This is a genomic window from Brucella sp. LJL56 (assembly GCF_054871705.1).
On the sequence record NZ_JBTXLQ010000001.1, the window covers coordinates 1568091 to 1591686 of the forward strand.

The window sequence follows — 23596 nt, forward strand, 5'->3', positions numbered from 1 at the left end:
TCGAGCGGCTTATGCAGTTGCATCCAAAGGGCTTCGATCTTTCCCTGGACCGCATCCGCGCTCTTCTGGAAAAGCTCGGTAACCCGCATCTGAAACTGCCGCCGGTCATCCACATCGCCGGAACCAACGGCAAGGGATCGGCGACAGCTTTCTGCCGCGCGCTTCTGGAAGCGGGCGGCTTCGATGTGCACGTCCATACCTCGCCGCATCTCGTCAACTGGCACGAGCGCTATCGCCTAGCAGCGCCGGGCGGTGGCAGGCTGGCCAGCGATGATGTTCTGGCCGACGCAATAGAGCGCGTTGCAGCGGCCAATGACGGCCAGCATATCACCGTTTTCGAAATCCTGACGGCTGTGGCCTTTGTGCTCTTTTCCGAGCATCCCGCGGATGTGGTCGTCATGGAAGTCGGTCTTGGCGGGCGTTTCGACGCCACCAATGTCATTACCGAGCCTGCCGTCTCGCTCATCATGCCGGTTTCCATCGACCATCAGGCCTATCTTGGCGACCGCGTGGAGCTGATCGCTGTTGAAAAGGCCGGGATCATCAAGAAGGATTGTCCTGTCGTCGTCGGTTTCCAGCCCTTCGATGCGGCGCGGGAAGTTCTCGTCTCGACTGCAGATCGGCTCGGCTGTCCGGTTTCGGTTTACGGGCAGGATTTCCTCGCCTTCGAGGAGCACGGCCGTATGGTGTTTCAGAACGAGGATGGCCTGATCGACCTGCCTTTGCCGCGCCTCCTCGGGCGCCACCAGATTTCCAACGCTGCTGCGGCAATCGAGGCTGTGCAGATGGCGGGTTTCAGCCTGACCGACAAAGCCGTCGAGAAGGCGTTGATGGTAGTGGACTGGCCTGCCCGTATGCAGCGGTTGACCCATGGCGCTCTCGTGGATATGGCTCCGGCGGCATCTGAGATCTGGCTCGATGGCGGTCATAATCCGGGTGCGGGGGCAGTCATCGCCGAGGCGCTTGGCGATCTGGAGGAGCGCAATGAGCGCCCGCTGTTCCTCATCACCGGCATGATCAACACCAAGGATCCGGTCGGTTATTTCGAAGCCTTTGCCGGTATGGCGCGACATGTTTTCACCGTGCCCATTCCGTCCAGCGATGCGGGTATCCCCAATGACGAGTTGGCGGTTGCGGCCCAGAAAGCCAATCTGTCGGCAGAGCCTGTGCATTCGGTTGCCAATGCGTTGAAGCTTCTGCGCGACACCTGGCCATCGGATGAGGCGCCGCCGCGTATCCTGATCGGCGGATCGCTTTATCTTGCGGGTGAAGTCTTGAGAGATAACGGCACACCACCGGGCTAGAGCATATCTCCCGAAAGCGGGAACCGGTTTCGAAGACATGCCTAAACAAAAACCCGGCTCGAAGGCCGGGTTTTGCATTTCTTATGCTGAAACGATCAGGCAGCCGAAGCCTTGATCCAGTCGGCAAGACGGCTTTTCGGAGCAGCACCAACCATATTGGCGGCGAGTTCGCCGTCCTTGAACATCAGAAGCGTCGGAATCGAACGCACGCCGAACTGAGCAGCCAGTTCAGGGTTTTCGTCGATATTGACCTTGGCGATCTTGACCTGACCGGCCATTTCCGTCGCGATTTCGTCCAGAGCCGGAGCGATCATCTTGCAGGGACCGCACCACTCCGCCCAGAAATCCACCACGACAGGCTCGCTCGACTGAAGAACGTCCGACTGAAAATTGCTGTTATCGACCTTAACGGTTGCCATAGGGCTATCCTCTTTTCTCACCAAGAACGGCAGACATCTTTTCAGACTCACAACACAATCCGCTCTTTATTCGCTATATCATGTGGCGTGTCTGCTGCCATCCGTCAAGTTCTGGTTCGTCACCTTTCCTTGAGAGTCTTTCAGAGACTGCAGCGCTTCATTCAGCACGAAATCCGGCAGCGGCATCAGATATGGGCCTTCGGTAAACAGAAGCGCTGTTTCGACAATCCGTCCCGGATAAAGCGGCGCCAGCAATTCGCGATAGAGTGCAAGCTGCGCCCGATAGGCGAAAGGAACCGCTTGAACAGTTTTCGGTGGCGGTCGATTGGTCTTGTAGTCGACGATCAGCACACGGTTTTCATCCACGCTGATGCGGTCGATCTGACCGGACACGGCATGATCGCGCCCGCCAAGCTCGATCGTGCCCATGATGGCAACCTCCCCGCGTGAGCCTTCTGCAAACACAGGCGCATAAGTCGGATCGTCCAGAATGGTCCGCACACTTTGCCAGGCAATCTGGCGCTCCGTTTCCGGCCAGTCGGCAGCGATCCGATCAAGATAGTCACGTGCCAGCGTTTCACGCCCATCCTGTGGGACATCCGGCAGATATTGCAGCAGCATATGGATCGCCGTGCCGCGTCGCAACGCAAAAGCTGGCGTCCCACTGTCCGGCCCCAGAACCGGCGAAAACGTATCGAGCGGCGGTTCCTCGTCGGCTTCGATCAGCGCGGATGCGCCGGACGGCGCCAGCGGTCGCGGCAGTCCGGTTTCCGGCTTTATCGGTCGCAAATAGTCGAGCGGCGGTGACGGCAGCGCATGGTCCTCGGTTCTATCCTGATCGGCAATCTCGACCATTCCGCGCGGGGTATTGCGATAACGCCTTGCGGCAACACCCAGAACGGGGTGCACGAATGTTTCGGCCTTGGTGGCCAGCGCATCCTCGACAAGGCGGTGCCATGTCTCGCCGCTTTCGCGCGTGCCGCGATAACCGCAGATGATGAGCCGGTCTTCGGCCCGCGTCATACCGACATAAAGCAGGCGGCGATATTCTTCTTCGGCCCGCGTTTTCAGCGTCTCGATCTGTGCCGTCGTAAAACCGGTCTGGCATCCGGCATTCGGTTGCCAGAGATAGCCTTTCACCGACGGATTATCGTGCGAAAAGTCAAAAGGAATGAGCTTCGGCGCGCGACTGCCTGTCCAGACCGCGCTTCCCGGATCGACAAGAAACACCACCGCCCCTTCCAGCCCCTTGGCGGCATGGACAGTCATGATGCGCACTTCATTGCGTCCCTGATCGAGTTCGCGCTTGATTTCCGGCGATGCCGCTTCCAGCGTTTCAAGGAAAGCCTGCAGGCCGGGCAGACCGGCGCGCTCGGCAGAAAGCGCATAATTCTGGAATTCATCGATGATGTCGCCAGCCTCTGGCCCCAACCTCGCCAGGAGTTTTCGACGTGCACCGTCCGCACTCAATATCCGTGCATAGAATTCGAACACCGGCATCGTATCGGCCATATTGCGCCAGCGGCTCAAGGTCTTGTGCACTTCGGCCAGCACGGTATCGCCACGCGAGACCTGATAAAGCCGCTCGAACAGCGTAAGGCTTGAACCTCGCGGATGGGCAAGCTCGAATAGCCGGTCGTCATCCCAGCCGAATAGAGGGCTTTTCAACACCGATGCCAGCGAAAGATCATCCGAAGGCTGGAGCACGAATCGACCGAGCGCCATAAGATCCTGAATGGCGATATGGCTGGTGAGCCGCAGACGGTCAGCACCGGCCACAGGAACGGACAGGTTTTTCAGCGCCCGCGACAGAGCAGGCATGAACTGGTCGCGCTTTCGTACCAGAACCATGATGTCACGCGGCATGATCCGCCGGTTCTGGCCCGGAATCGGTTCGCCGCGATCCAGCCAGTGGCGAATGGTGGCCGCGATCTGATCCGCCAGCCGGACAGCAGGTGCTGCCAGATGATCGACCGGCTCGCGCCAGTCGTCCGGCTCTTCCACCACTTCCGGCGTCAGCATATCCCAGATTTCCACCTCGCCCGGCGCATCGGAACGAATGGCTTCATGAACCGTTGCACCCGCAAGGCCGCGATTGGCTTCCGGTCTCGCAAACACCTCATCCACCGCCTGTAGGACATCGGGCGCGGATCGGAACGAGAAATTGAGGCTGACGCGCTCGAATTTCAGCTCCGCATCTTCCGCGCGAAGACTGACGGACCGCCCCTGCGCCGCGAAATCCTCCGGCACCGCGCCCTGGAACGAGTAGATCGATTGTTTTTCGTCGCCAACGGCAAAGAGCGTGCGGCTGATATTACGCTGGCCGAGGCCGGAGAAAAACTCTTCCGACAGCATACGGATCACCTGCCACTGGTCGGGACTGGTATCCTGCGCCTCGTCGACCAGAATATGGTCGATCCCGCGATCGAGCTTGTACTGCACCCACTGCCCTGCCCCGTTTCGGGCGAGCAACGCCACGGTCCGGGTGATGAGATCCTCGAAATCGAGCAGGCCACGCCGACGTTTCAGGTCGTGATAGCGTTGCAGCAGATTATCGATCAGCGTGAGCGCAGCCAGATTGAGCCGCACAAGGCGCAATTCCTTCAACCGATCGAGCCCCTGTTCAACACGCGCCGCTGCCGTGTCGAAATCCTCTTCGAAATCCGGCAGAAGCTTCTTGACCGCCGCCGAACCGACATAGGAACCGGATTTGGGCTCGCCTGTGCTTTTCAGGAAGGCTGCGCGCAACACGGCTTCCCGGTCACGCTGGCTTGTCACCTTTTCGAAACGCCGGAGCTGCAGTGCAAAATCCTGTGCGCGCGACGCACCCTTCTGGATCGACATGATAAGGTCGAGCGCATCGTCGGAAAATTCCGGTATCGGCCAGAGATCGGCGACAAGATCATCTTCGCTGGTTTGCGGGTCGAAGCGGAAAGCCCGGTGCAGCGCTTCGCTGCGATGCGCCGCCACGCCCAGTTCGGCGATATAGGTCTGCAAGCCGTTGCGCCTGCTTACGGCCTCATCCAGAAGCGATTGCAGCCCCATCTCGCCCGCTGCCTGCAGAACGTCGGCGAAGGCCGCTGCGAGCTCGATATCGCCGCCGCCATGCGCGGTTTCGAGCAACTGACGCCGTGCTTCACCGACAAGGGCTGCCTGCATCAGATCGTCCATCATCTCGAAATGGCCTGCAATGTTCGCCTCAAGCGGGAACTGGTGCAGGATCGCTTCGCAGAAAGCATGGATGGTCTGGATTTTAAGTCCGCCCGGTGTCTCGAGTGCGCGCGCAAACAGGCGTCTCGCTGCAGCAAGACGCGCATCGCCCGGTCTGCGGCCTTCGAGCGACTTCAGGCGTTCGGCGAGTTCGATATCGGGCAGGACAGCCCATTCTGAAAGCCGCATGAACACGCGGTTCTGCATCACCGCCGCAGCCGCCTTGGTGTAGGTGAGGCAGAGAATCTTGGACGGGTCCGTGCCCTCCAGCAGCAGGCGGATAACACGTTCGGTCAGAACATGGGTCTTGCCGGAACCCGCATTGGCGGACACCCAGACAGAAGCCTCCGGATTTGCCGCGTTGCTTTGCGCCCGCAGCGTTTCTTCCGGAATAATCGGTGCTTTTTTCACTCGCCGCCCTCCCCGCCCGCGTCACCGCCAGCAGACCATTCCAGCACCCGCGCCAGATGGTCGTAATCGCCCGTCAGGTCCGTTTCGCGAAACGGCAATGCGCGCGACAGGTAGCCCTTATCCGGCTTCTGGTACTCCGCCAGCAATTGCGCCAGCCGCTGCCAGGATTCCTCGCCGAGCGCCGGTGCGGTTTTTTCCGATGGCGGTCGTCCGATCTTGAGGATCGATTCCGGCTTTACCTCGCCACCAGCCTTGAGGCGCACATAGGTCAGATCGGATGCGCGGACCGAGCCGAGTTCCCGGAATGCACCGCGTACCAGAAGTGCTGCTTCCAGTGCAAGCTGCGGCGACAGCAACACATGCGCCTGTTTGGGCGATGGTGTCGATCCCGTCTTGTAATCGATGATCTCCGCTGTTCCGTCTCGCATCAGATCGATGCGGTCCGCACGACCGGAAAGCGTGATGCCAAGCCCTTCGACCTCACGTTTGTCGGATGAAATCTCGGCAAAGCGGGTCTGGACATTATAGGCGCGCTCGCGTTCCCAAGCCAGAAACTGCGGAATGAGCGCCGTGAAGCGTGGCCACCACACAGCCTCGATTTCGACCGGCAAATCCATGTCGGCAAAAAGGACGCGCCCCAGTTCCATCAACCGCTCTGCAGCGTCGGGCGCCAGTGGATCGATTGCCTCTTGCGTGAAATGCCCCAGAATATCGTGGAACAAGGTGCCGCGCTCGGCGGCAGCGGGGTCACGGATCAAAGGCTCCAGCGGCCGCAGTTTTAGTATCTTCTTGGCGAAGATAGCATAAGGATCGCGGCGCAGTGTTTCGATTTCCGTTACCGAAAAATGCTTCGGGCGTGCAAGGACCGGCGGTGCAGGCTCCGGGCGCTTGACGAAAGGCACGTCGGGCGCCTGATCGATTTCGCGTGACCACTGGATGAAACGCGCCCCACGCTTGCGCATTTCGGCGGTCACATCTGCGCCCAGCACAGTTTCAAGCCGCTGCAGCCAGCGCGAGGGAACGGTCGGCGCATTATCGGAACGCTGTGAGCGCGTCAGTACGACATGATCCATGCCGAGCGCCATCTGGAAGTCATGGGCGGCAAGGCCGGTGCGGCGTTCGGGCGGATCAAGCGCGATCATCGATTTCATCGGGCGCGACATGAACGGGTCGTTGCGGGTGCGGGCGGGCCAACTCCCCTCGTTGAGGCCGCCGATCACCACCGTATCCATGGTTTGCAGGCGTGCTTCCAGCGCACCCCAGATGAAGAGGCGCGGATGACCGCCCGGATGCGGCTTGACCGTCTCGCCCGCCATCAGGGCATCCAGGACGGCAGGCCATTCCGAGGCCTCGAAATCGAGCCCGGCTTCGCTCGAAACCAGACCGCGCAAAAAGGCAGCGAGCTGTTCTCCGCGTTCCCCGGAATAGAAAGGCGCGACGCTGGCCTTTTCATTGCGCGCAAGATTTTCCAGCGCCTCCACCGTGGCGCGCGCGATTTCACCGATCTCCGTCCTGCGTCCGGTGATCACGAAAGGCACCAGCGGCGCTACGGCCTTCGACAGGCTTTCGCAGAGATTTCGGGCGGCGGCGATCATGTCCGGCGTGACCGTGCCGTGCCATGCCGGTTGCCACGGCTGGCTGGCGCTTTCCTCCAGCCGCCGCTCGAAAAATGCGGGAAGATCGAGCACAGAGGCCCGGCCTGTGCCACCGCGAAAGGCGATAAGTTCCAGGGTTTCGGCGGCAAGGCGTCGATCGATACGAGGCGCTTCCAGCCGCAACAGCGGATGCTTGACCAGCGCCAGCAGCGCAACCGGATCGCCCGGACTAAAGACGGTCTCGACCAATAGCCGCAGCAAAGTCGTGGTCTCCACATCGCGCAGATGCCGTCCACCGGAATCATCGGCATCGACCCCGAAACGGGCGAGTTCACCCACCACGCGCCGTGCCAGATTGCGGTCTGCCGTGACGAGCGCTGCCGTCTTGCCTTCATCATTGATCGCATCACGCAGGACAAGAGCGACGGCAAGCGCCTCCTCCCGCTCATTGGCGGTTTCAATCAGGTCAATCTTTTGCGCCGCCTGCTGCAAGGCTGGCCGCTGCGTGTTTGGATCGCGCGCAAGCTGCCCCCATGCATCAGTCGTTTCCGCCGGGCGAAGCGCTTGGCTCACCACCCGCTCGCGCAGGCGTTTGGAAGCGGACATATCGTCCAGATGTTCCACGTCCCCGCGCAATGTCTGCATTGCATCAAGAAGCTTGCGCAAACCGAATTGCGGATGACCGAAGGTCGAGGGATTGTCGGTTGCCGATGCCAGCATCTGCCAGGCGGCATCATCCAGATCGCGGTCCAGTCCCGGCAGCACCACCGCGCCATTCGGCAAGTCCGCAATGGCGGAAATGAGCTCGGCAGTCGCCGGTATGGAACCGGTGGAACCTGCAACGATAACCGGCCCGGCAGGAGGATGATCCCGCAGGCGCTTCACTTCGCTCCAGATGAGATCGTTGCGATGCGCGGCGGGATTTGAAAGCCGGCGTTCTGCCAGAATATCCGGCCACAGATTGGTGACGATGTTGAGAAAGCCGAGCGTGACCTGCCACCAGTCGGCGAGGTCTTCCGGAGCAATTCCCGCAAGCTCGCTCCATTTAGCCCCATCGGTTTCGACCTGATCCATCAGCCCCGCCAGATCGCGGGCAAGCCAGATTGCATCGGCAGTCGTTGCCGGAACCGAAACGTCGTCAACACCGAACAGCGCGCGCACGTGCGAGGGGAGCGATTCCCGCCATGGACGGATCAATCGTGCCAGCAGCAGAAGTCGCTCCGCCGTACCGATCGGCGGATTAACATCGAAGACACCCGACGAACCGGCATTGAAGAACGCGGCATCTTCGTCCACATCACCAAGCGGCTTTATCGTCGGCAAAATAGCGCTTTTAGCCGGATTCCTATCGACCAGTATCGATCTCAACGCACGCGATGCACGGCGCGTTGGCACGTAGATGGTCGCATTGGCCAATGCCAGCGGATCGGATGGGTCGCCGGGAAAACCTTCAACCAGCCGTCCTTCCAGAAGCGCTTTGGCAAAAGCAGGCAAAAACGGCGTACCGGGAGGAATTGAAAACAGGCGCTGTTTCCCATCTCTGGGTTGTCGTGCGCTCATGCCGTTTGCCTCCCTCATGCAAATGTTGTGAGTACCGCCTCCGCCTCGCCGATGGCTTCCGGCGTTCCGACGGTCAGCCAGTGCCCGGTCATTGGCATACCATAAAGGCGACCTGCTGCAATCGCTTCATCAAAATAGCGGTTGAGCGAGGACACACCCGGCTCGGCGCCAGCGAAAATGCGGGGATGGATGATCCCTGCGCCCGCATAGATTACCGGCTCGCCGGAGACATCGCGCGCGCGACGCAGATGCCCCTTCTCATCGGCGACGAAATCGCCCTTGCCCTCATAGCCGGTTTCCTGATCAAGACGCGCCGTCATCAGGAGGATATCCATCCGGTCCGCGTCCCAGGCCTTAGCAAGCGCCAACAGATTGGGGGCCTTCTCGTCACCCACCCAGAATGTGTCGGCATTCAAAATGAAAAAAGGCTCCGCTCCGAGTATCGGCAACGCCTTCACGATGCCGCCGGCTGAATCGAGCAGCATTTCGCGTTCGTCCGAAATCACGATCTCAAGATCGTTGCGGTCACGAATATGCGCTTCCAGTTGGTCGGCTAAATAGTGCACATTGACGATTGCGGTGCCAATGCCTGCCTGCGCCGCTGCATCGAGCCCCCAGTCGATCAAGGGCTTGCCTGCCACCTTGACCAGCGGCTTTGGAATGGTTTCGGTGATGGGACGCATACGCTTGCCAAGCCCGGCGGCAAGAACCATAGCCGCCTTCGGGGCCATTTCAGGCATTTTCATTGTGCGGCCTCTTCCTGCATCAATCCCAATTCCTCGAACCACGCTGCCACCGGTGCCATGACCGGATGTTTCAGCACACGTCCAAGATAGTCGTAAATGCGCGGCAGGTGTTTTAGATAATCCGGCTTACCATCCCGCTCATCGAGCCGCACGAAAAGTCCGAGTAGCTTGGCATTGCGCTGTGCACCCATGGCCGCATAGGCCTTGCGGAACAATGCCTCGTCGAACGCATGTCCGAGCGCGCGACGCTCATCGCAATAGGCAGCGACCACAGCCTGTTCCAGCTCCGGCGAAATCGTCACACGCGCATCAAGCGCCAGCGAAGCCACGTCATAGGCTGCCGGTCCAATCATCGCATCCTGAAAATCGATGACGCCGATCTTGTCCTTGCCTTCCGCCTCCGGGAACCAGAACAGGTTCGGCGAATGGTAGTCGCGCAAGAGCAGACTCTTCTCAACATCGGCAATGTCGGCGATCACGTGGTCCCATGCGGCTTCGTAAGCTTGCTTTTCTGCATCCGTGAGCTGCCTGCCCATCATGCGCGGCGCATACCACTGGCCGATCAGGCTGACCTCGATCATCATCGCATCGCGATCAAAACCGGCGATGATGTGGTCGGGATACCCAGCCACCGGCGCACGATCGGGCCAGGCAATGCCATGCAGATGTGCCAGAAAGCGCCCGGCAGCTTCATAGCGTTCGGCGACGGGTTCACCGGAAGCCGCACGTACGCCTTCGGTTCCGAGATTCTCAAGGATCAGAAAACCGGCATCGAGATCGGCAGCACGCATTTGCGGTACACGGAAGCCCTGCCCTGCAAGAAGCCCATCAATGGCAGCAAAGGCAAGAATGTTTTCCGCCAGATGCGCAATCTGCCGATAGGATTTTCCGTCCCGCAGCGGCGGATCATAGGGCATCTGCGGCGCATTCATCAGAATTTCAACGCTGTGAGCAGCGGTGCGGATCGTCTCATATTTGCGTGGGGAGGCATCGCCCTGCAAATAGCGTCGCGTTGCGTCGGTGCGCTCATGAAGGTCCAGAAAAGCACGAATCGCCAGGCTGCGTTCCAGCCGCTGGATCGCGGCAACAGGTCCGGACACGGCAATGCGCCGCCCTGCCCCTTCATGGCTCAGCGTGACAGCAAAAGACGGTTCAGGCAGGAACCCCTCGCCCTGCTCCGGCCATTCGGCCAGAACCACGCCATCTTCCAGAAACTCCGGCAGCCCCAGCTCATCCAGCTCTTCGCCGTGTGAAATACGGTAAAGATCGGCATGAGCAACAGGAATGCGCAAAGTCTCATAGCTTTGCACCAGCGTGAAAGTCGGGCTCGGAACATCCAGCCCTTCATCATCGGCGATGGCCCGAATGATCGCGCGGGCAAGCGAGGATTTCCCCGCCCCCAGATCACCGGAAAGCGTGACGAGATCGCCCTTCTGCAGGGCGAGGGCGAAATCCTCGCCGAAACGCTGCGTTGCAGCTTCGTCGGGCAAGAAATAGCTGATGCTGGATAGTGAGGCGCTCATGGGCACCCTTTACCTTATTCGGCGGCGACGCGGAAGCTGCGTGTTTCCGATGGAAAACGGCAAATGACCGTTGTTCCACGATCGGAACCCGTATCGATGTCGACCGATCCACCATGCAGCTCGACAAAGCTCTTGACGATGGCAAGTCCCAGTCCGGCACCCCGGCGGCGACCGCCATTCGGATAGGACTGGAAGCGCTTGAAGACCGTATCAAGCACTTCTCCGGGCATACCGGGACCATCGTCGTGCACGGCAAAGACCACTTCCGATCCCTCGCGCGCCACCTGTAGCTGGATGCTGGAGCCTTCCGGCGCATAGTTGGTGGCGTTGGACAGGAGATTGAAAAGCACCTGCCGGACGCGGTTCGCATCGGCCTTGAACACATCCACATCGTCGGCAATGTCGATGTCGAGCCCGATATCGTGGTCGCGCATGCGCTCACCGACACGGGAGGCAGCAGCAGAAATCGCTTCCACGACGGAAACTTCGCCGACCTCCAGTTCCATGATGCCTGCATCGACGGTCGCCAGGTCGAGAATGTCGTTGACGATGGTAAGCAATACCGATGACGATGTGCTGATATGGTCGAGATATTCGATCTGGCGCTCGTTGAGCGCCCCGAAAGCCGGAGTCTGCAACAGTTCGGTAAAGCCGATGATGTTTGTGAGCGGTGAACGCAGCTCATAGGAAACGTGCTGGACGAAATCGTTCTTGATCTGGTCGGCCAGTTCCAGCGCCTCGTTCTTTTCCTTGAGCGCCCGTTCGACACGCACCGTATCGGTGACGTCGATAAAGGTCAGCATGGTCTGGCCCTTCGGCAACGGCACCACGGCGAAGGAAAGAATGGCGCCGTCGTCCAGTTCCACCTGCCCCATGCGTCCGTCGCGCGTGTCGAGGAAACCGGTGACGGTGGAAACGAAATCGTCCCACAGACCGTTGCCGCCACGCTCGCCGCAGATCTTGGCTATCGATGAAATATGCGTGCCTTCGACGATGAGCGGCATCGGCAGCGCCCAGAGATCGGCAAAGGACGGGTTGGAAAGCCGGATGCGGCCATCGGAACCGAACACCGCCACGGCTTCCGCCAGATGGTCGAGCGTTTCACCCTGTACCTTGATGAGCGTATTGTAGCGGCCTTCGAGTTCGAACTTTTCGGTCATGTTCTCGAAGAACCACGTCACACCGCCTTGCGGGTGCGGGTTGGAGACAACACGCATCGTCCGCGTATCGGGCAGATGCCACATATGTTCCTGCGGCTCGACAGCGCGATAGGCCGAAAGGACGGAATCCTTCCACTTGCGCCATTCCGGCTGTTCGGGCAGCTTGCCTTCCGAACGCAGGCGGTCGAGGATCAGCGTGTTGCTGGGCTGCGATTCCAGCCAAGCGGTATCGAGCGACCACAATTTCGCGAAAGCCTGATTGAAAAATTGCAGCTTCATCTCGGGATCGAAAATCGCCACTGCGGTCGAAAGCTGGTCCAGCGTTTCGGCATGGCTCTTCATTGTGCGGTTCAGTTCTTCACGCACAGCCTGCGCTTCGGTCTGGTCGAAGCCGAGCCCGACAGACCCTGTTTCCGCGCTGACATCCGTCACATCGAAAAGACGGCGGTCACCGTGTACGACAGCCGTCAGTTGTTCCTGCAGGACAGGCTCGGCAAAGCGGTCGCGCTCCAGACGCTGACGCGCCTGTGCGCCGAAAAGCTCGCGCCCTTCTGAAATGACCTGGCTCGCATCCGCCATATCGACCGCCTGCGCATAGGCGGCGTTGACCCATTCGACGCGGCCACCGGCGTCGCGAGTCCATACTGGCTGGTCGATCCGGTCGAGAAGACGCCGGAAAAGCTCGATACGATCGGAAAACTCACGGTTTTGCGCCTGTAGTGCTGCACGTTCCGCCTGCACGCCTTGCAGGCTCAGGAAACGGGCCACAGCAAAGCCGCCCGATGTGCGCCCACGCACGTCGAGCAGGGTGCCATTGACGGTTTCAACCGTCAGATCGAACGCCCGCGCCTGTTCGCGCAGCATTCCAATGGCGCGCTCAAGCGCCACCACTGATTGCGGACGCAGCCAGCGGCCAAAAGCCAGAAAGGTCGAACGATCCTGCGGGGCAGCACTTTCATCCGGCAATAGCCCAACGACTTCAGCGCGTGAGCCGTGACCGTCCCAGACCACAATGCGCTGATCCTTGAGGTTGAGCAGGGCTTCATTGCGCTGGGCGACCAGATTGAGGTCGGCGAATTTGGAACGCAGTTCCTTGTTTTCTGCGGCGACGCGCGATCGTTCGCGGATCAGCCAGCCAGCAGAAAGAAGAGCTGCGCCCATCACGCCGAGGAACATGGAAAACTGGATGACCTCGAACGCGCCGATACTGCCGCCGCCGAAGGGCAGGGCGATGCGCGCCGATTCCGTGCCCTGTGCAAAGGCGGGCACGGCTGTAAAAAGCGTCGCGAGGGAAACGGAAGCCTTCATCAGGGCTTTTTTCGAAGCAAGCCAGGCGAACGGCTTTGCAACTTGGGCGGCAGGACGCCATTGCCTGCCAGTAACCATTGCGGAAACATTCCGCAAAATCCCCGTTGCGCCGAACTCTGGCATGTTGTCCTTTTCTCCGCCACCCGGCCATGAAAACCGCCACGAAGGCAGATTGGCCGTATTAAAACACTTCAATACACATCAAAGCCCGACCATACGCACGCCGCCACAGTGCACGATAGTCAACGCGTTTTCAGGTGTTTAGGGGATGAATCCACCTGCCGCTTCCCGCCACAACCGGCAAAAAACGCACAACGCAAACACCCGCTCAAACACCTTGATTCGCCTACACAATACCCTTCCAGCGAATCCACGTGAAGCATCTTGCACGCAAAAAGAAAGACCGGGCGGCTTGTCAACCGCCCGATCTCAACATGTAGTGCAATGCTTAATGTATGGTTAATACCTGTAGTGTTCCGACTTGAACGGCCCCTGTGGAGTGACGCCGATATAGGCAGCCTGTTCCTCGGAAAGAACGGTCAACTTGGCGCCGAGCTTGTCGAGATGCAGGCGCGCGACCTTCTCGTCGAGATGTTTCGGCAGCACATAGACTTCATTCTTGTAGGCGTCGGTACGGGTAAACAGCTCGATCTGCCCCAGAACCTGGTTGGTGAACGAAGCCGACATGACGAAGCTTGGATGGCCCGTCGCGTTGCCCAGATTGAGCAGACGGCCTTCGGAAAGCAGGATGATACGCTTACCATCCGGGAATTCGATCAGATCGACCTGCGGCTTCACATTGGTCCATTTCAGGTTGCGAAGTGCCGCCACCTGAATTTCATTGTCGAAGTGACCGATATTGCCGACGATCGCCATATCCTTGAACTTGCGCATATGGTCGATGGTGATCACGTCCTTGTTGCCGGTCGTGGTCACGATGATATCGGCGGTCGAAGCAGCATCGTCGAGGGTCACGACTTCAAAACCGTCCATTGCCGCCTGAAGTGCGCAGATCGGATCGACTTCGGTGACCTTCACGCGGGCGCCTGCACCGGCAAGCGACTGGGCGGAACCCTTGCCGACATCACCATAACCGCACACGACAGCAACCTTGCCTGCCATCATGACGTCGGTGCCGCGACGAATACCGTCAACGAGCGATTCCTTGCAGCCGTATTTGTTGTCGAACTTCGACTTGGTGACGCTGTCATTGACGTTGATGGCGGGGAAGGGCAGGAGGCCCTTCTTCTGCAACTGGTAGAGACGGTTGACGCCGGTTGTGGTTTCTTCGGTCACACCCTTGATGGCGTCGCGCTGGCGCGTGAAGAAGCCCGGCGTTGCAGCCATGCGCTTCTTGATCTGCGCGAAAAGCACTTCCTCTTCTTCCGAACCGGGGTTCGACAGAACGTCCTCGCCCGCTTCGGCGCGTGCACCGATGAGGATATACATGGTGGCATCACCACCATCGTCGAGGATCATGTTGGACGGTTCTCCGTCCGGCCACTGGAAGATCTGGTCGGTATAGGTCCAGTATTCTTCAAGCGTTTCGCCCTTGATGGCGAAAACCGGCGTGCCGGTTGCGGCAATCGCGGCGGCTGCATGATCCTGCGTCGAGAAAATATTGCAGGAAGCCCAGCGAACCTGAGCACCCAGCGCCTGCAGCGTTTCGATCAGAACAGCGGTCTGGATCGTCATATGCAGCGATCCGGAAATGCGTGCGCCCTTCAGCGGCTGCGACTTGCCGAATTCCTCGCGGGCAGCCATCAGGCCCGGCATTTCGGTTTCAGCGATATCGAGTTCCTTGCGGCCCCAATCGGCCAGGCTAAGATCCTTGACGACAAAATCTTGGCTTGCGGTCATCGCGTACTCCAATCAAAGGCAGTTCAGGGGTGTTCCGGCTCGCCAAAGATGTAATCAGCAACCGGAATTGCATTCCAATGTGGAGCGGTTTTCCATGCGGAAAAAGCGCTCCGGCTGCCGCCTTGACTAGCAGATTGCAGCCAGAAGCACAACGCAATATAAAGAAATCTTTATACGTACATATCAGGAAGGTACGCCGGATATGGGCCAGATATGGGATTAATGACCGTCAAAGGAAGATCGATCTGCAATATTTCGAGCATACGGCGAAACTTCGCCACAGAATAGGTTTCACTTTCCGTCACAAGGGCAACTGTGCGACCGGCGCCGCCCTTCGGTTGCGGAAGTGCAGCGATCACGTCGTCAGCGGGGTCGAAAAACTGCCATTCTGGTCGTGCTGCTTCAAAAAATGATCTGAGCCACGGCAGGTGGGTGCTGGAAAGTGTCAGCGCGTCTGTGAGAGGGTGGCGCTCAGCAATATCATCACAAAATGCAGCGACCTTTTGCTCAGTCTCAACCGGTTGCAGAAGAAAAGCACCGTTTTCAACCAGTTCCACCATTGCCGACGCGTTGATGAGAGCCACGTCTTCCGCACGATCCGTCTGGCTCTGGATAAAACCTGTAAGCTCGTCGCTCTCGATCATCGAGCGCACGCCCATAATGGCGATCTTTCCGCTGCAGCTTGCCGTAAGTGCAGCGCGAACGGGCGGCGCCACGCCGTAGACCGGTATCGCGAAATCGTCCTTCAACGTGTCGAGGACCATGACGGAGGGCGCATTGGAAGCAAGCACGACCGTTTGAGCCCCCAGGCTCGTCAGACAATGGATCGTGCGGCGCATGATGGAAAGCAACTGGTCGCGACTTTTGGCGCCGTAGGGGAAATTGGCCCGATCGGCAAAATAGATGATGTCGCGTTGCGGCTGGCTGCGCCTGATCAGCTCAACCAGCGCGTAACTGCCGATGCCCGCATCGAAAACGGCCACCGGATCATTGAGATCAGCCACGGTGGTCTTATTGTTCAGCATTCTTCGCCGAATTTGTCTGCGATGAGCGTCTGGAGTGCATCAAGGACCGCGCCCGCCTGTTCGCCCGAAGCGCTGACGTCGATGCAGCAACCTGGCGATGCAGCGAGCATCATCAGGCCCATGATCGACGTGCCGCCAACAGTCATGCCGTCCTTGCTGACGCGGACATGCGCATTGTAACCATCAACCAGTTGCACGAACTTCGCCGAAGCGCGGGCGTGAAGTCCGCGCTTGTTGACGATCTCGAAGGATCGGGAAACTGCGGTTTCGGGTTCGTATTCACCGGTGACGGGCACGCTGGAGTACATGAATTACTTTCCTGTCAGGACCTGGCTCGCAACATTGATATATTTGCGCCCCGCATCCTGCGCCTCACGCAGGGCTGTCTTGATGTCGCCCCCGATGCGGACGCTAGACAGCTTGATAAGCATCGGCAGATTGACACCTGCGATGACTTCGACCTTGCCTTCCTTCATGACGGAGATGGCAAGATTGGACGGCGTACCGCCGAACATATCGGTCAGAATGATGACCCCGCTGCCATTATCGGCGCGTTCCACCGCATCAACGATATCCCGCCGACGCTGTTCCATATCGTCTTCGGCACCGATGCAAACGGTCTCGAAATTGTCTTGCGGCCCGACTACATGCTCAACAGCATGCAAAAACTCTTCGGCCAATCTTCCGTGCGTGACAAGCACGAGTCCGATCATACTATAAAAGCTCCCGTCGCGTGCCCGCCGCATCACCCCGCCAGAGTGTCAGATGGCACTGAAACCACACCGGAAAAGCACCGGCGAGTTGTGCATCTTGGCAGCGCAAATCTTGATAGCAAGTGAAAAATTCCCACGCTGCCATGAAAAAAGCAAAATGCCGCAGTGTTGCGAAAAATTAATCGATTCGTAACGAAGCTCGTTTCAACCTTCGTTCGAGGACCATCTTTCATAAAACAAAGTGGCCTCAATCGCCCGCGAAAGCGCGTTGGAATCGCCATTCGAAGACAAAGCCGGCAAAAGAAGCCGGGGGAGTGAAACCCCCTCGAATTCCCATGTTTCGCCGCTCGGATAGCGTTCAGCCTCGTCACGATCCACAAGCCGGACGACGAGATAGAGCGGCGTCGTCGCAGCATAAGCCACCTTGAAAAGCCCGGCGCCACGAATCTCCACGCCGCCTGCAAGGACTGCCGGAACACTGGCGATCAGCGTGCCGCTTTCTACATGAAGCAATGTGCGGTCGTCCGCGACCAGCGAAGCAGCTTCGCCGCGAAGAAGGGCCCTTTCCACAAGTGTCAGCGCAAGTTCGGTCTTGCCTGCGCCCGAACGCCCCATGATCATGACACCGCGACCGCGAACCTGAAGCGTCGTTGCGTGAAGTCCGCTTTTTTCCTCTTCAGGTGTCATGCGCTTGCTGGCAGGTCGACGATGAAACGTGCGCCCTTGAACTGATCGGACCTTACCGGATCGACGATGTTTTCGGCAGTCAGCGTGCCACCGTGAGCCTCGATGATCTGGCGACTGATCGAAAGGCCGAGGCCGGAATTCTGACCGAAAGCCTCCGAAGCCGGACGATCCGTATAGAAGCGCTCGAAGATACGTTCGATATTCTCGATCGGAATGCCCGGACCGTTGTCCTCGACAAGCACACGCAACCGGCTGCCTTCACCATTCAGCGTCACGACGATGCGCCCCGTATCGTCGGGCACGAAAGAACGTGCATTTTCAATCAGATTGCTCACCACCTGACCAAGACGCAGATCGTGACCGGCGACAAAGAAACCCTTCTTTCCAGCGGGCAGCTTGCCGGTATTGAAGACGATTTCCGTCCCGACCTTATTGCGGCGCACTTCACGCGCTGCCGTCACGAGACTGGTCAGAAGCGTCTTCATGTCAACGCGATCGATATATTCGCGCGCAAGTTCTGCATCAAGGCGCGAAGCGTCGGAAATATCGGTAATGAGGCGGTCAAGGCGACGAACGTCATGCTGAATGACGTCGAGAAGACGCTTGCGCGATTCTTCGCTCTTGGCGAGAGGCAGCGTTTCGACCGCACTGCGCAGCGAGGTGAGGGGGTTTTTCAACTCGTGACTGACATCGGCGGCAAAACTCTCGATGGCCTCGATGCGGGTATAGAGTGAATCGGTCATTTCGCGGATCGACGTGGAAAGATGGCCGACCTCATCCTGACGTTCGGAGAAGTCGGGGATTTCCACACGGCTTTTCACACCATGGCGAACACGGTCCGCGGCGGCGGAAAGCTTGCGCAACGGACTTGCAATCGTCGATGCGAGGAAAAGAGACAGGATGACCATGACCAGCGACACGACGCCGAACACCCGGAAGACCGCCATGCGTTCGGCTTGCACGATCTTGTCGATGTCATCGCCTTCGGTCGATAGCAGAAGCACACCCAATATTGCGCGGGAACGCTGGATCGGGACGGCCACCGAGACAACCAGTTCGCCCTTTTCATTGCGCCGCTGAGCCGTTTGCGGTGAACCGGCCAGCGCCTTGACGATTTCCGGATAGGCGAGGCCGTTGCCGCCCGGCTGTTCCTGATAGACCGGCAGTCCTCCACCGTAGAACAGGCGCGAGATCCATGTTCCCGCCCGTTCCCAGAGCGTTGGAGCCTCTTCCTCGATCGGCGGCAGGTCATAGCGAAGCACAGGCCCGGCCGAAGGAAAGCTTGGCGAATAGAGTGCGCGTGAATCGAGCAGCATATTGGCGTAGCGATCATAGATGCGCGCCCGCGTACTCGTCGGCGAAATCAACCGGCGCAGCAGCGGAGAAACCTTTTCCGGATTGATCGGAAACTCCCAATTGTCGGGCGAATCCGGTGAGGGCGTCAGGCTTTGCCCGGCCTGAAGCTCCAGAAGCTTTTCCGGATCGATCATCAGCGAATTGGTGTCGATGGTCGCCGATGCCGAGATCGCGCCCGCGATGATCTTGCCTTGGGTGAGCAGGCTTTCGATCTTCGCGTCGATCAGCCCCTCGCGGAACTGATTCATGTAGAGAATACCGGAAACAAGAACCGCCAGCGCCGCCAGATTGAGAAACAGGATACGGCGCGTCAGGCTCGAGAACAGATATTGGCCGAGAAACTTGCGCAAGGGCGCAAAAAAGCGACGCCAGAACACCGAGCGCTGCCGCCGGGCTCTGCGTTCGCGCAAATCCGATTTCTGGCCGACAAGGCCATCGTTCCGGGTTTCTGCGACCATGTCGCTCTGTCTGCTCTCATTAAACTACCGCCAGACCTCATGGACTGGCGGTATGTAATTATCTATCAGGCCTCGCGGAAGCGATAGCCGACGCCATAGAGCGTTTCGATCATTTCGAAATCGTCGTCAACCGCTTTGAACTTCTTGCGCAGGCGCTTGATATGGCTGTCGATGGTACGGTCATCCACATAGACCTGCTCATCATAGGCCGCATCCATCAGGGCGTCACGGCTTTTTACGACGCCCGGACGCTGTGCCAGTGAATGAAGGATCAGGAATTCGGTGACGGTCAGCGTGACCGGTTCGCCCTTCCAGGTGCAGGTGTGGCGCTCCTGATCCATGACAAGCTGGCCGCGCTCAAGCGATTTTGCCTGCTGTCCGGTCGGCTTTGCCGTGCCATCGCGTGCAGCAACCCGGCGAAGAACCGCCTTGACGCGTTCGACCAGAAGACGCTGCGAGAACGGCTTGGTGATGAAATCGTCCGCACCCATCTTGAGACCGAAAAGCTCGTCGATTTCGTCGTCCTTGGAGGTGAGGAAGATGACGGGGAGGTCGGATTTCTGGCGCAGACGGCGCAGAAGTTCCATACCGTCCATGCGCGGCATCTTGATATCGAAGATCGCAAGATTGGGCGGACGCGCCATCAGACCATCCAGCGCGGATGCGCCATCGGTATAGGTTTCGACCCGATAGCCTTCCGATTCCAGCGCAATGGACACGGAGGTCAGGATGTTGCGGTCGTCGTCGACCAGCGCAATCGTCTGCGTTGCCGAGGCTTCCTTCATGCGAACCTTTCTCCTTCAACTAAGCCAACCGGAATGTCCGGCTGGTGACGTCGCTCAGCCGCCAAAAGCAGGCAGGCTGTATAGATCGAGCGCCTGATTACACATCGATACTATTATAATGTGCCTGCTTGTGCAGTACAAATTAGGTACAAAATGTGGCAAGGCTGGAAGAAGCCGTGAAACCGCACGCACCGAATCGCGCTTTGGTTAATACCGGGGTTAGTGTCGCCCCTACCGTCTTTCCCCGAATCTCACAGCGCATAACACATAGATTAAACGATTTAAAAAAAATTCAAAAATTTTAAATCGATTAAATATTTGAATTGCCACGATTAATCTGTTTCTGACTGCCATCCCCTGTTTCGCGATCCATCTGGTGGGCGTGAAAAGAGACCGATTAATTGTCAAACCATATGGCGGAGACATCATGAGAGAGACCGGCATTCACAACACGGCCGCTTCCATTGCCACTTCAGGACTGAAGGAACTCTCCGCAGTCTTTTACAACCTCGGGCCAGCGCGCCTTTATGAGGAAACCGTCCGCCGGGGCGAAGCCGAACTGTCGGCGCAGGGTGCGCTTGTCGCACGCACCGGCCAGCACACGGGCCGCTCGCCGAAAGACAAGTTCGTCGTGCGCGATGCAAACACCGAAGATCACGTCTGGTGGGACAACAACAAGCCGATGACGCCGGAAGCCTTCGAGCTTCTCTATGCCGATTTCATCGAACACGCGAAGGGCAAGGAGCTTTTCGTTCAGGATCTGATCGGCGGCGCCGATGCCGACAACAAGATCAATGCCCGCATCATCACGGAATATGCATGGCATTCGCTGTTCATCCGCAATCTTTTGATCCGTCCGGAGCTGGAAGAGCTCGCTTCCTACGTACCGGAAATGACGATCATCGACCTGCCGTCCTTCAAGGCCGACCCGGAACGCTATGGTGTGCGCACCGAAACCGTGATTGCGGTCGACCTGACCCGCAAGATCGTGCTGATCGGCGGCACCTCCTATGCCGGTGAGATGAAGAAGTCGGTCTTCACGGCGCTGAACTACATCCTGCCTGCCAAGGGCGTGATGCCGATGCATTGCTCGGCCAATGAGGGCCCGAACGGCGACACTGCCGTCTTCTTCGGCCTGTCCGGTACCGGCAAGACCACGCTGTCCGCCGACCCGACCCGCACGCTGATAGGCGATGACGAGCACGGCTGGGGCGAACACGGCATCTTCAATTTTGAAGGCGGCTGCTATGCCAAGACCATCCGTCTGTCCGCCGAAGCGGAGCCGGAAATCTATGCGACCACGCAGCGTTTCGGCACGGTTCTGGAAAATGTGGTTCTTGATGAACACCGCCAGCCGGATTTCGACGACGGTTCGCTGACGGAAAACACCCGCTGCGCCTACCCGCTGGACTTCATTCCGAATGCATCAAAGTCGGGCAAGGGCGGTCAGCCGAAGAACATCATCATGCTCACCGCCGATGCCTTCGGCGTGATGCCTCCGATTGCCAAGCTGACGCCTGCACAGGCCATGTACCACTTCCTGTCCGGCTACACGGCCAAGGTCGCCGGTACCGAAAAGGGTGTGACCGAACCGGAAGCCACCTTCTCGACCTGCTTCGGCGCACCGTTCATGCCGCGTCACCCTTCGGAATACGGCAATCTTCTGCGCAAGCTGATCGCCGAGCACAAGGTCGATTGCTGGTTGGTCAATACCGGCTGGACCGGCGGTGCCTATGGCACCGGCAAGCGCATGCCGATCAAGGCGACCCGCGCTCTGCTCGCAGCCGCGCTCGACGGTTCGCTGAACGATGCCGAATTCCGCATCGATCCGAATTTCGGCTTCGCCGTTCCGGTCGAAGTACCGGGCGTGGACAAGTCCATTCTCGATCCGCGCTCGACCTGGGCCGACAAGGCTGCCTATGACGCACAGGCCAGGAAGCTGGTCGATATGTTCGTCACGAACTTCGAGAAGTTCGAAAGCCATGTCGATCACGAGGTAAAGGACGCAGCTCCGGCGATCCGTATCGCTGCGGAATAATTTGCTTTTACGCAATACTGAGGAGGAGAGAGCCCGGCCACATGCCGGGCTTTCTTTTTGGGCCGGGTTTTCTTTTTGACCTTTGTCGCCGGAATTTCGTCTTCTGCCAAATCAGTGTATGCCTTCCCATATGGAAGAGAACCGGAACATCATCCGCATCACCAATCGCCTGACGATCCATGAAGACGATCTGGAGGAGAGCTTTATCCGTGCCTCCGGGCCGGGTGGTCAGAACGTCAACAAGGTTTCCACTGCCGTACAGCTACGCTTTCATGCCGTGAGCGCTGGCCTGCCGGAAGATATTCTCAACCGGCTGTTCAAGCTCGCTGGACAGAAAGGCACCAAGGACGGCGATATTCTGATCGAGGCCAATCGTTTCCGCACCCAAGAGCGCAACCGCGAGGACGCGCGCGAGCGGCTGATCGCGCTTATTGCCAAGGCTGCCGAACCACCACCGCCGCCTCGCAGGAAGACAAAGCCTACAAAAGGCTCCGTCGAACGCCGTCTCAAGGCCAAGTCCGGTCGATCCGACATCAAGAAGGGTCGCGGCAAGGTTTCGTACGACTGAACCAACCCCGAAAGACCTCCACACAGGGAAACGCGAAACCATGAAGTTCCACGAAATCGAGACCAGCCACGGTCGCATTGCCATCCGTGAAAGCGCGGGCGAGGGGACGCCCCTGCTGATGATCCACGGCAATTCCAGCGCGGGCGCCATCTTCGCGCCGCAGCTCGAAGGCGAAATCGGCACGAACTGGCGGGTGATCGCGCCGGATTTGCCGGGCCATGGCCAGTCCGGCGACGCGCTTGATCCAGATCGCAGCTATTCCATGGAAGGCTATGCCGACGCGATGACGGAAGTGCTGGCAAAGCTCGGCATTCTTGATGCGGTCGTCTTCGGCTGGTCGCTTGGCGGCCATATCGGCGTCGAGATGATTTCCCGCTTTCCGGGCACGCGCGGCCTGATGATTACCGGCACGCCGCCTGTCGCGCGTGAGGAAGTGGGGCAGGGGTTCAAGAGCGGTCCGGACATGGCGCTTGCCGGGCAGGAAGTCTTTTCCGACCGTGATGTCGAATCCTATGCACGCAGTACCTGCGGTGAGCCCTTCGAAGACCAGTTGCTTGAAATTGTCGCCCGTACGGATGGGCGCGCGCGGCGCATCATGTTCGAAAAGTTTGCAGCCGGAACCGGCGGCAACCAGCGTGATATCGTTGCCGATGCCAAACTGCCGATTGCGGTCGTCAACGGTCGCGACGAGCCGTTCGTTGAACTGGACTTCGTCTCGAAAGTCCGTTTCGGCAATCTGTGGGAAGGCAAAACCCATATCATCGACGGGGCAGGGCATGCGCCCTTCCGCGAGACACCAGCCGTCTTCGATAACTATCTGCAGCGCTTCATGCGCGACTGCGCGGCCTGACCACTGCAATCACCGAAAGA

The 23596-nt window shown here is 58.9% G+C and carries 16 protein-coding genes and 1 pseudogene; 4 read left to right on the forward strand and 13 right to left on the reverse strand.

The window, feature by feature from the left end:
• Positions 1-11: 11 nt before the first annotated feature.
• Positions 12-1304, forward strand: a complete 1293-nt coding sequence (locus ACYSN1_RS07550; protein WP_461725298.1) for a bifunctional folylpolyglutamate synthase/dihydrofolate synthase — start codon at positions 12-14, stop codon at positions 1302-1304.
• A 95-nt stretch (positions 1305-1399) separates the two neighbouring features.
• Here the strand turns inward: ACYSN1_RS07550 and trxA are convergent, their stop codons facing one another.
• From trxA to ACYSN1_RS07615, 13 genes and pseudogenes are all read right to left on the reverse strand, one after another.
• On the reverse strand, positions 1400-1723 hold the full coding sequence (trxA, locus tag ACYSN1_RS07555) for a thioredoxin (protein ID WP_006473274.1): 324 nt from the start codon (positions 1721-1723) through the stop codon (positions 1400-1402).
• 78 nt (positions 1724-1801) lie between these two features.
• A complete protein-coding gene (addA, locus tag ACYSN1_RS07560) occupies positions 1802-5344 on the reverse strand; it encodes a double-strand break repair helicase AddA (RefSeq protein WP_461725066.1) in 3543 nt (1180 codons plus the stop codon).
• A complete protein-coding gene (addB, locus tag ACYSN1_RS07565; RefSeq protein WP_461725067.1) occupies positions 5341-8499 on the reverse strand; it encodes a double-strand break repair protein AddB in 3159 nt (1052 codons plus the stop codon). The genes addA and addB overlap by 4 nt, the downstream gene beginning before the upstream one ends.
• A 14-nt stretch (positions 8500-8513) precedes the next feature.
• A complete protein-coding gene (locus ACYSN1_RS07570) occupies positions 8514-9245 on the reverse strand; it encodes a nucleotidyltransferase family protein (RefSeq protein WP_461725068.1) in 732 nt (243 codons plus the stop codon).
• Positions 9232-10768 (reverse strand): annotated as a pseudogene (gene tsaE / locus ACYSN1_RS07575) (tRNA (adenosine(37)-N6)-threonylcarbamoyltransferase complex ATPase subunit type 1 TsaE). Before tsaE ends, ACYSN1_RS07570 begins: the two are co-directional and overlap by 14 nt.
• Positions 10769-10782: 14 nt before the next feature.
• On the reverse strand, positions 10783-13236 hold the full coding sequence (locus ACYSN1_RS07580) for a sensor histidine kinase (RefSeq protein ID WP_461725299.1): 2454 nt from the start codon (positions 13234-13236) through the stop codon (positions 10783-10785).
• Positions 13237-13695: 459 nt separating this feature from the next.
• On the reverse strand, positions 13696-15096 hold the full coding sequence (ahcY, locus tag ACYSN1_RS07585) for an adenosylhomocysteinase (protein WP_461725069.1): 1401 nt from the start codon (positions 15094-15096) through the stop codon (positions 13696-13698).
• A 170-nt stretch (positions 15097-15266) separates the two neighbouring features.
• Positions 15267-16121, reverse strand: a complete 855-nt coding sequence (locus ACYSN1_RS07590) for a glutamate racemase (protein ID WP_461725070.1) — start codon at positions 16119-16121, stop codon at positions 15267-15269.
• On the reverse strand, positions 16115-16429 hold the full coding sequence (locus ACYSN1_RS07595; RefSeq protein ID WP_140020551.1) for an HPr family phosphocarrier protein: 315 nt from the start codon (positions 16427-16429) through the stop codon (positions 16115-16117). Before ACYSN1_RS07595 ends, ACYSN1_RS07590 begins: the two co-directional genes overlap by 7 nt.
• 3 nt (positions 16430-16432) lie before the next feature.
• Positions 16433-16834 carry a PTS sugar transporter subunit IIA gene (locus tag ACYSN1_RS07600; protein ID WP_006472522.1) on the reverse strand — a complete coding sequence of 134 codons (402 nt, stop codon included), beginning with the start codon at positions 16832-16834 and terminating at the stop codon, positions 16433-16435.
• Positions 16835-17038: 204 nt separating this feature from the next.
• Positions 17039-17521 (reverse strand): HPr kinase/phosphorylase, encoded by a 483-nt coding sequence (locus tag ACYSN1_RS07605; RefSeq protein ID WP_461725071.1) that lies wholly within the window; start codon positions 17519-17521, stop codon positions 17039-17041.
• Positions 17518-19335, reverse strand: a complete 1818-nt coding sequence (locus ACYSN1_RS07610; protein WP_461725072.1) for a stimulus-sensing domain-containing protein — start codon at positions 19333-19335, stop codon at positions 17518-17520. Before ACYSN1_RS07610 ends, ACYSN1_RS07605 begins: the two co-directional genes overlap by 4 nt.
• A gap of 65 nt (positions 19336-19400) precedes the next feature.
• On the reverse strand, positions 19401-20120 hold the full coding sequence (locus tag ACYSN1_RS07615; RefSeq protein WP_006468074.1) for a response regulator transcription factor: 720 nt from the start codon (positions 20118-20120) through the stop codon (positions 19401-19403).
• 427 nt (positions 20121-20547) lie between these two features.
• Here ACYSN1_RS07615 and ACYSN1_RS07620 point away from each other — a divergent pair, with 427 nt between their 5' ends.
• The 3 genes from ACYSN1_RS07620 to ACYSN1_RS07630 all read left to right on the forward strand — a co-directional run bounded on the left by ACYSN1_RS07620 (position 20548) and on the right by ACYSN1_RS07630 (position 23576).
• Complete coding sequence (locus tag ACYSN1_RS07620) at positions 20548-22158, forward strand: phosphoenolpyruvate carboxykinase (RefSeq protein ID WP_461725073.1); 1611 nt, start codon at positions 20548-20550, stop codon at positions 22156-22158.
• Between the two features lie 118 nt (positions 22159-22276).
• Positions 22277-22726 (forward strand): alternative ribosome rescue aminoacyl-tRNA hydrolase ArfB, encoded by a 450-nt coding sequence (gene arfB, locus ACYSN1_RS07625; RefSeq protein ID WP_461725074.1) that lies wholly within the window; start codon positions 22277-22279, stop codon positions 22724-22726.
• 40 nt (positions 22727-22766) lie between these two features.
• On the forward strand, positions 22767-23576 hold the full coding sequence (locus ACYSN1_RS07630; protein ID WP_461725075.1) for an alpha/beta fold hydrolase: 810 nt from the start codon (positions 22767-22769) through the stop codon (positions 23574-23576).
• The last annotated feature ends 20 nt before the right edge of the window (positions 23577-23596 follow it).